Origin of the sequence: Halomonas sp. (assembly GCF_031581305.1) — a bacterium.
GTDB lineage: Bacteria > Pseudomonadota > Gammaproteobacteria > Pseudomonadales > Halomonadaceae > Halomonas.
On the sequence record NZ_JAVLBC010000131.1, the window covers coordinates 1 to 9,084 of the forward strand.

Below are 9,084 nucleotides of genomic sequence, written 5' to 3' on the forward strand. Positions count from 1 at the left end.
CCATGCCCTTGTCCACGGCCTTGCACATGTCGTAAAGGGTGAGGCAGGCCACCGAGACAGCGGTCAATGCCTCCATCTCCACGCCGGTTCGCCCGTTGAGGCGACAGGTGGCGGTGACGTGGACACAAGACTCGACCTCATCGAGCTCGAAGACGATGGCGACCTTCGACAGTGCAAGGGCATGGCAAAGCGGAATCAGTTCATGGGTACGCTTGGCGGCCTGGATGCCGGCAATGCGCGCCGTGGCCAGCACATCGCCCTTGGGCAGGCCGCCCTCGGCGAGCAGCGCCAGGGTCTCGGGCTGCATGCGGATAAGGCCCGAGGCACTCGCCTCGCGGCGGCTCTCCGGTTTATTGGCGATGTCGACCATGTGGGCCTCGCCGCGGGCATTGAGATGGGTCAGGGGCTGGTTGGACAGAGGCATGGGGGTCAGCGTCTCATGGCAGTCGATGAAGGGGTTGAATGCTCACCGTCTCGCCCGGGGCAGCCCCCTCGCGGTCGTCAGTGAGCTCGATCAGGCAGTTGGCCGCTACCATCGAGGACAGGATCCCGGAGCCCTGGGCACCGGTGCTGCACACGTGCAGGCGGCCATCAGTGTCGGCGTAGTAGCAGCCGCGCAGATAGTCGGTGCGGTCGAGGCGGCTCTTCAAGGCCTCGTCGGTGATGGCCGTCAGCCGTCCAGGCTCACGTACCGGCCTTCCCTGCAGCTTTGACAGTAGCGGCACCACGAACTGCAGGAAGGTGACCATCACCGCCACCGGGTTGCCGGGCAGCCCAAGGAAGGGCACTTTGTGCTCCCCCAAGAGGCCACAGGCGAGGGGGCGGCCGGGGCGGATGGCGATGCGCCAGAAGGCCAGCCGACCGACCGCCTCCAGCGCCGCGCGGGTGAAGTCGGCGTGCCCCACCGACACGCCACCGCTGGTGATCACCATATCGGCCCGCCCGGCGGCATCGCTCAAGGCGTCGATCATGGCCTCCCGGTCGTCGGGCAGAATGCCCAGGTCCATCAGCTCGGCGCCTTGCTCCGTCAGCAGACCGGCCAGGGTATAGCGATTGGCGTCATGGATACCGGCCGGCGGCAGGGGCTCGCCGGGCGCCGTCACCTCGTCGCCGGTGGAGAAGATGGCCACGCGGGGGCGACGATGCACGCTCGCCCGGGCCAGGCCCAGCGAGGCCAGCAGGCCCAGCTCGGCCGCCCCCAGCCGGGTACCGGCGGGCAACGCCGTCTGGCCCTCGGGGATATCCTCGCCGGCCTGGCGTACGTTCTGACCGGGCCTGACGCGTTCGGGGTGATTGACCACTACCGTCTCGGCGCGCTCCTCGAGCTGTTCGAGCATGATCACGGTGTCAGCCCCCGGCGGCAGTGGCGCGCCGGTGGTAATGCGCACGCATTCGCCGGCACCCAGCGCCTCATCTCGGCGCTGGCCGGCGAGCACTTCGCCCACCACACGCCATTCGCCGGGTATCTCGACGTGCGTCGCGGGCCAGGCAAGGGCAATACCATCCATGGCGGCATTGGTATTCTGGGGCACGTCGATGGGCGACACCGCATCCTCGGCAAGCACTCTGCCATGGAGTTCGCCAAGCGCCACCCGTTCGGCAGACAGCGGCGCCTCGACGAGACCGGCCAGGCGTGTGCGCGCCTCTGCCACCGGTAGCATCCGCTCACCGAGATCGAAGCAGGAGAGGGTCATCGCGCTGACTCCTCACACCTGCATTCGCGGGGCAGCTGGCTGGTCACCCAGCGCTCGGGCCAGGTGGCGATCCAGTCGGTGAGGGCCTCGAGGTCATTGAGGTCCAGCGCCTCGACGCCCTCGGGCAGTGCCAGCGACGCGTCACTGGCCACGGCGCGCACCCAGGGGTCCTCGGCGACACGCAGCGACTTGCCCACCTCGGGGCGATAGAGTTCGAGCTTGGGCAGCGGCCAAGCCTTGAAGCCTTCCACCAGCACCAGGTCGGGGTGCTGGGGGCGCACCATGTCGATGAGCTCGGCCAGATCGGCCTCCTCGCGTCCGGGGGTTTCCATCATCAGCGCCACCCGGGCCCGGGACGCCACCAGCATCGGCGCGGCACCGGCCTGACGCAGGCGATGGCTGTCCTTGCCGGGCTGGTCGACATCGAAGGCGTGGTGGGCATGCTTGATCACCGCCACGCGCAGGCCCCGCTCGCCGAGGCGCGGCAACAGCTGCTCCAGCAGCGTAGTCTTGCCGGTACCGCTCCAGGCGGCGATGCCAAGCAGTGGCAGGTCGTCGTCGAACGACAGGCTCTCGGGTACGCCATTGCTCATGGGCTCAAGGGCTCCTTCTTTCCTCCGGGTCCTGAGGCTCCCTCGTTCAGGACGCCCTCAAGCCGTCGCTTCTCGTCATCGGTATTGAGGTTGGCGAAGGCGTCCGGGCAGTCGCTGACGTCCACCCGGCACCAGGCGTGGCGCGCGTACCAGCGGTCGATCTTGCGCTCCCCCCCGGCCAGGGCCGATGCCAGATCCTCGGCCAGCGAGGTGCGGATCAGCGCCACCACCGGATGGAGCCGCTCGCCGTCGAAGGCCACGGCGATGTCGCACTCGCCAATGCCGGTCACCAGGCGCGCCACCAGGTCATGGGGCAAGGCCGGGCTGTCGCAGGGCACCACCAGCAGCCAGGGCGTGGTCGCGGCACGCAGGCCGCTGTAGATGCCCATCAGCGGGCCCTGGAAACCGCCTTCGGCATCCTGGATCACGCGATCGGCCAGTGGGGCATAGGCGTCGGCATTGCGATTGGCGTTGATCAGCACCTCGGCGACTCGCCCTGCCAGGCGCTCGCGAACGTGTGTCACCAGCGGTCGACCGGCGAAGGGTTCGAGCCCCTTGTCGCGACCGCCCATCCGGCTCCCCTGGCCGCCGGCCAGGATCAGGCCGGTGAGGTCGTCTCGGGTGATCATGGGCTCTCCTGACAAATCGGTCATATCGTGAGTCATGATGCCTCAGCCCGGCAGCGGGTGCCATGCCGGCCGTCCACGCTGGCGCCCTGCCCTGACACCGGTCAAGCCGTAGCTTATCCCCATGCCTCCAAGGAGGTACACTATGTTCAAAATATTTCACGAATACGGCAACCACTGCGGCAAGGATCGATCCATGAAAGAGGCATTCGATGTCGGTGCCCGCCTCAAGCAACTCAGGCTGTCGCGCGGGCTGTCACAGCGTGAGCTGGCCAAGCGGGCCGGGGTCACCAACAGCACCATCTCGCTGGTCGAGCAAAACAACGTCAGCCCGTCGGTAAGTTCACTAAAGAAGATACTCGACGCCCTGCCGGTGTCGATCAGCGCCTTCTTTGCCGGCGACGAACCCGGCCAACCGCAGTCCTTCTACCGGCAGGCCGAGCTGACCGATATCGGCGATGGCCAGCTCTCCTGGCGGCTGGTGGCCGCCCGGCGACCCGACCGGCGCATGTCGATCATCCACGAGCGCTACCCGCCCGGGGCCGATAGTGGCGAGGAGATGCTGGAGCATGACGGCGAGGAAGGCGGCGTGGTGATCTCGGGGCAGATCGAGATCACCGTGAACAACGAGGTCGGCGTGCTGAGTGCCGGCGACGCCTACTACTTCGACTCCCGCCTACCCCACCGCTTCCGCAACCCGGGTGACGAGGAGTGCGTGATCGTCAGCGCCAGCACCCCGCCGACCTTCTCCGACGCGGGCCAGGAACAGCACCACGCCTGAGCGGTGTCACTCCTCCTCGGCGCGGGGCAGTACCCAGTTGAGGACGATGCCGACCAGGGCGGCGAGGCTGACCCCCTGCAGGGTGAACTGCCCATTGCCGAACTGCATGCCACCGATGCCGAAGACCAGCACCAGGGAGACCACCACCAGGTTGCGCGGGGCGGTAAGCGGCTTTCCGGCCCGCACCAGGGTATTCATGCCGACCACGGCGATGGAGCCGAAGAGGAGGGTCATGATGCCCCCCATCACCGGCCCAGGGATGGTCTGCAGCAGCGCGCCGAGCTTGCCGACGAAGGCCAGGACGATGGCAATGCAGGCGGCGACCACCATGATCCGGGGGTTGAAGGCACGGGTCAGGGTCACGGCACCGGTGACTTCGGAGTAAGTGGTGTTGGGTGGCCCACCGACGAGTGCCGCCGCGGTGGTGGCCAGGCCGTCGCCCAGCAGGGTGCGGTGCAGACCGGGCTTCTCCAGGTAGTTCCTGCGGGTCACCGAACCGATGGCGACCATGTCACCGATATGCTCCACCGCCGGGGCGATGGCCACCGGGATCATGAACAGGATCGCCGCCCAATGAAAGCTCGGCGCGGTGAACGACGGCAACGACAGCCAGGCCGACGCCTGCACCGGCGTGAAATCCACCACGCCCATCAGCAGCGCCAGCACGTAGCCCGTGATGATCCCGCCCATGATCGGAATCAGCCGGATCAGGCCGCGCCCGAATACCGCCAGCACCAGCGTGACCAGCAGGCTCGCCATGGAGAGGAAGATCGCGGTGCCATAACCGATGGCCTCGCTGGTCTCGCCGGTGGCCATGTCCACCGCGACCGGGGCCAGCGCCAGGCCGATCACCATGATCACCGGCCCCACCACCACCGGTGGCAAGAGGCGATGCAGCCAGGCGGTGCCCTTGAGGCGCACGAACTGGGAGATCACCACGTAGACCAGGCCCGCGACCATCAGCCCGCCGAGGGTGGCGGGAATACCGTAGTTGGAAACCGACCCCTGGATGGGTGCGATAAAGGCAAACGACGAGGCCAGAAAGACCGGTACGCTGACGCGGGTCACGCCGTGGAAGATCAGGGTGCCGATGCCGGCGGTGAACAATGCCACGTTGGGATCGAGGCCGGTGAGCAGCGGCACCAGCACCAGGGCGCCGAAGGCCACAAAGAGCATCTGCGCCCCGGTCAGCAGGGTGCGAAGCGGGCTTTCGGCCGGCAGGGGCGAGGCCACCGTCTGGTCATTCATGATCGTGGACTCCATCAAATCCGGGGAGGGGCAATCGAGCTGCGCGGCATTCTGTGATCGAAACGAACATTGCGGGATATCATGAGGCCATGCCAGGACAGGCCGGAGGGAACAGGCAGGAAAGACAACGCCAGCCTCACCTGCAGAGAGGCGTCCCGCGGGTGAGGCTGGCGTCGGGAAAGGAACGCTACGTCGTTCAGCGGGTGCCGAAAATCTTGTCGCCGGCGTCGCCCAGGCCGGGGACGATATAGCTGTTCTCGTCCAGGTGGTCATCGATGGCAGCGGTGTAGAGCTCGATATCCGGGTAGGCGTCCTGGACACGCTTTATGCCCTCGGGAGCGGCGACCAGCACGATGACCTTCATGTGTTTGCAGCCCCGCTCGCGCAGCATGTCCAGGGTCGCCACCATGGTGCCACCGGTGGCCAGCATGGGGTCAATGACGATGGCCATGCGCTCGTCCAGGTCATTGGCAAACTTGGCGAAGTACGGCACCGGCTCCAGCGTCTCCTCGTCACGATAGAGCCCCACCACGCTGACGCGGGCACTGGGGATCAGGTCGGTGACGCCGTCGAGCATGCCCAGTCCCGCCCGCAGGATCGGCACGATGGTGGCCTTCTTGCCCTTGAGCAGGTTCACCGGAATCTTGTTGCCGCTCCAGCCGTCGATCGCCTGGGTTTGCAGCTCCAGGTCGCTGGTCGCCTCGTAGGTGAGCAGCTTGGCCAGCTCGCCGGCCAGTTCACGGAAGCTCTTGGTGCTGATGCCGGCTTCGCGCATCAGGCCAAGCTTGTGCTGGACCAGGGGATGCTGGATGGCGTGGACACTCATGAGGAACCTCTTGGACGGCGATGGAGACCCTGTGGGAGCGCTGCGTGCAGCGCGATGACGCAATCGGCGTGCCAGTCGAGGCGTCGAACCGACGGCTCTCACCATAATGAGCGGGCCATTCTAACCGCATCCTGTATCGAGGTTAAGGTTGTGCCGGCAGCTGCCAGTCGATGGGTTCGCGTCCATTCTCGACCAGAAAGGCATTGGCACGCGAAAAGTGGTGGTTGCCGAAGAAGCCGCGGTGGGCCGAAAGCGGTGAGGGATGCGGAGATTCCAGCACCAGGTGGCGCGAGGTATCGATCAGCGCCTTCTTCTTGCGGGCCGGGCTGCCCCACAGCAGAAACACCGAGGGGTCGGCATGCGCACTCACCGTGGCGATGGCACGATCGGTGAAGGTCTCCCAGCCCTTGCCGCGATGGGAGCCGGCATTGCCCTGCTCCACCGTCAACGACGTGTTGAGCAGCAGCACCCCTTGGCGCGCCCAGTGCTCGAGATTACCGTGTTCCACCGGCTGGAACCCCACGTCCGACTGCAATTCCTTGTAGATATTGACCAGCGAGGGCGGAACACGGACCCCGGGGCGCACCGAGAAACAGAGCCCGTGGGCCTGATGGGGCCCGTGATAGGGGTCCTGGCCGAGGATCACCACCTTTACACGATCCAGCGGCGTCAGTTCGAAGGCGCGAAACCAGTCCGTCGAGTGCGGATAGATCACCTTCCTGGCCGCCTTCTCGGCGGCCAGGAAATCACGCAGCGACTGCATGTAGGGCGCCTCGAACTCGTCACCCAGCCACCGTTGCCAGCTGTCAGGGAGTGGACACGTCATCGGTCAGCGCTTCGCCTGGTCAACCAGCGGTTCCACATAAGCCACGCCCATGTCCCATGGGAACTGGATCCAGCAGTCCTGAGCCACCTCAGTGAGGTACTGGTCGACCAGCGGCTTGCCCTCGGGCTTGGCATAGATGGTCACGAAGTGAGCCTTCGGCAACAATTCGCGCACCTTACGGGCAGTCTTGCCGGTATCGACCAGATCGTCGACCAGTAGCCAGCCTTCGCCATCGTGGTCAACGCCCTTCATCACCTCCAGGCCGCCCTGCTCCATGTGGTCATAGCTCTTGATGCAGACGGTATCAATCAGGCGAACGTTGAGTTCACGAGCAATCAGCGCCGCCGGAATCAGCCCGCCGCGGGTGATGGCAACGATGCCCTTGAAGTCGCGCTCGACCAGCCGGTGACAGAGCTCACGCACGTCCCGATGGAGCTGATCCCATGAGACGGTGAAGTGCTGATGGTAGCGATGGGTGCTCATGGCTCACTCGTCGTTGGTGAAGGAACAGACGGCAAAGACCCCGTAGCCCGCCTCGCGGATGCGCCGCGACCCGCCCAGGTCCGGCAGGTCGACGATGGTGGCGGCCTCCACGACATGACCGCCGCTGCGGCTGATCAACTTGGCGGCGGCCAGCATAGTGCCGCCAGTGGCGATCAGGTCGTCGACGATGAGGATGCGATCGCCCTGCTTGAAGGCATCGGAGTGCAGCTCCACTTCGGCCTCGCCGTACTCCAGGGTATAGGTCTCGCTGATGGTACGGAATGGCAGCTTGCCCTTCTTGCGAACCGGCACGAAGCTGCAGCCCAGTTCATAGGCCAGCGGTGCACCGACGATGAAGCCGCGGGCATCGATGGCCGCCACGGCGTCGATGTCCATCTCCTGATAGCGGTGCACGAAGCTGTCGACCAGCTTTCGGAAGGCCGCACTGTTCTGCAGAAGCGGCGTGATGTCACGAAAGTTGACACCCGACTGCGGCCAGTCGGGGACGGTGCGAATCACGGACTTGATGTAGTCGCCGTAGATGCTCATTGAGTCGAGTCTCGGTGAGTGAATGCAATCGGTAGCCAGGCATCAGCCAAGGAACAGGAACTTGCCGGCAAACAGCAGGGCCAGCACGATCACGGCGGAATTCAGGTCCTTGAAACGCCCGGAGAGCGCCTTGATGGCGGCATAACTGATGAAACCCAGCGCAATGCCCTCGGCGATCGAGAAGGTCAGCGGCATGGCCAGGGCGGCGATCAGCACCGGGGCGGCGTCGGTCGGGTCGTCCCAGTTGGCGTGAGCCAGGCTGCCGGCCATCAGCACCGCCACATAGAGCAGGGCCCCGGCGGTGGCGTAGGCCGGGATGGAGCCCGCCAGCGGCGCAAAGAACAGGCTGATCAGGAACAGCACCGCCACCACCACGGCGGTCAGACCGGTCCGCCCGCCTGAGGCAATGCCGGCGGTGGACTCGATATAGCTGGTAGTAGTCGAGGTCCCCAGCACGGCGCCCGCCATGGACGCGCCACTGTCGGCCATCATGGCGCGACCGATGCGCGGCAGCTTGCCATCCTTGTCCAGCAGGCCGCCCTTGTGGGCCACGCCGACCAGAGTGCCGGAGGTGTCGAAGAGGTCGACGAACAGGAAGGCGAAGATCACGCTGAGCATCGCCACGTCCAGGGCGCCGGCCAGGTCCAGCGCCATGAACGTCGGCGCGATGGGGGGCGGCATGGACATGAAGCCACCAAACTCGTTATGACCGAGGAGCATCGCCAGCACGGTAACGCCGAGGATACCGATCATCACCGCCCCGGTGACCTTGAGGTAGGCCAGTGCGGTGATCACGAAGAAGCCCAGCAGCGCATAGAGGGCAGCGGGTTCGGAGAGATCACCGAGGGCCACGTAGGTGGCCTCGTTGGCCACCACGATGCCGGCATTCTTCAACGCGATCATCGCCAGGAAGAGCCCGATGCCCGCCGCAATGCCCAGGCGCAGGGAGAGCGGGATCGAGTTGATGATCCACTCGCGGATTCTGAAGATGCTGAGCAGGAAGAAGATGAAGCCGGAGAAGAAGACGGCGCCCAGTGCCGCCTCCCAGGTGTAGCCCATCCCCAGCACCACGCCGTAGGTGAAGAAGGCGTTGAGGCCCATGCCGGGCGCCTGAGCAATGGGATAGTTGGCCCACAGGCCCATGATCAGACAACCCAGCGCGGCAGCCAGACAGGTGGCAACGAACACTGCACCGTAGTCCATGCCGGCCTGGGAGAGAATGCTCGGGTTGACGAAGATGATGTAGGCCATGGTCAGAAAGGTGGTGATCCCGGCGATGACCTCGGTCTTCACATCGGTCTTGTGCTCGTCCAGCTTGAACTGGTTGTCGATCAGGCGTTTCAGCATGGTTGTCGTTCCTGCGCGCGTGGACGTTGCGATGGTCCTGGAGTGCGAGAAAGCCCGCGAGAAAAGCCGCCTATGGTACCCAAAGCCTTGGCGTGTGGCGAGGCGCCCGGG

Annotated in this window: 11 protein-coding genes; 1 reads left to right on the forward strand and 10 read right to left on the reverse strand. The window is 65.6% G+C overall.

What is annotated here, in order from left to right; all coding sequences use genetic code 11:
- The 4 genes from moaC to mobA all read right to left on the reverse strand — a co-directional run.
- Positions 1-424 (reverse strand): cyclic pyranopterin monophosphate synthase MoaC (gene moaC / locus RI841_RS11420; protein ID WP_310705726.1); only part of this gene is annotated, 424 nt, incomplete at its 3' end.
- A gap of 13 nt (positions 425-437) precedes the next feature.
- Complete coding sequence (gene glp, locus RI841_RS11425) at positions 438-1,694, reverse strand: gephyrin-like molybdotransferase Glp (protein WP_310705727.1); 1,257 nt, start codon at positions 1,692-1,694, stop codon at positions 438-440.
- Positions 1,691-2,287 carry a molybdopterin-guanine dinucleotide biosynthesis protein B gene (gene mobB / locus RI841_RS11430; RefSeq protein ID WP_310705728.1) on the reverse strand — a complete coding sequence of 199 codons (597 nt, stop codon included), beginning with the start codon at positions 2,285-2,287 and terminating at the stop codon, positions 1,691-1,693. Before mobB ends, glp begins: the two co-directional genes overlap by 4 nt.
- Positions 2,284-2,916, reverse strand: a complete 633-nt coding sequence (mobA, locus tag RI841_RS11435; RefSeq protein ID WP_310705729.1) for a molybdenum cofactor guanylyltransferase MobA — start codon at positions 2,914-2,916, stop codon at positions 2,284-2,286. The genes mobB and mobA overlap by 4 nt, the downstream gene beginning before the upstream one ends.
- Positions 2,917-3,109: 193 nt before the next feature.
- Between mobA and RI841_RS11440 the strand changes: the two genes are divergently transcribed.
- Positions 3,110-3,694, forward strand: coding sequence for a cupin domain-containing protein (locus RI841_RS11440; protein WP_310705730.1), 585 nt, complete (start codon positions 3,110-3,112; stop codon positions 3,692-3,694).
- Between the two features lie 6 nt (positions 3,695-3,700).
- Here RI841_RS11440 and RI841_RS11445 read toward each other — a convergent pair whose 3' ends face one another.
- The 6 genes from RI841_RS11445 to RI841_RS11470 all read right to left on the reverse strand — a co-directional run bounded on the left by RI841_RS11445 (position 3,701) and on the right by RI841_RS11470 (position 8,973).
- Entirely contained in the window at positions 3,701-4,942 is a 1,242-nt protein-coding gene (locus RI841_RS11445; protein WP_310705731.1) for a uracil-xanthine permease family protein, read from the reverse strand.
- A gap of 196 nt (positions 4,943-5,138) precedes the next feature.
- A complete protein-coding gene (gene upp, locus RI841_RS11450) occupies positions 5,139-5,768 on the reverse strand; it encodes a uracil phosphoribosyltransferase (protein WP_310705732.1) in 630 nt (209 codons plus the stop codon).
- 142 nt (positions 5,769-5,910) lie between these two features.
- Positions 5,911-6,594 (reverse strand): uracil-DNA glycosylase, encoded by a 684-nt coding sequence (ung, locus tag RI841_RS11455; RefSeq protein ID WP_310705733.1) that lies wholly within the window; start codon positions 6,592-6,594, stop codon positions 5,911-5,913.
- Between the two features lie 3 nt (positions 6,595-6,597).
- Positions 6,598-7,077, reverse strand: a complete 480-nt coding sequence (gene gpt / locus RI841_RS11460) for a xanthine phosphoribosyltransferase (RefSeq protein ID WP_310705734.1) — start codon at positions 7,075-7,077, stop codon at positions 6,598-6,600.
- Positions 7,078-7,080: 3 nt separating this feature from the next.
- Positions 7,081-7,626 carry an adenine phosphoribosyltransferase gene (locus tag RI841_RS11465; RefSeq protein WP_310705735.1) on the reverse strand — a complete coding sequence of 182 codons (546 nt, stop codon included), beginning with the start codon at positions 7,624-7,626 and terminating at the stop codon, positions 7,081-7,083.
- A 42-nt stretch (positions 7,627-7,668) separates the two neighbouring features.
- Positions 7,669-8,973 carry an NCS2 family permease gene (locus RI841_RS11470; RefSeq protein WP_310705736.1) on the reverse strand — a complete coding sequence of 435 codons (1,305 nt, stop codon included), beginning with the start codon at positions 8,971-8,973 and terminating at the stop codon, positions 7,669-7,671.
- Positions 8,974-9,084 lie beyond the last annotated feature (111 nt).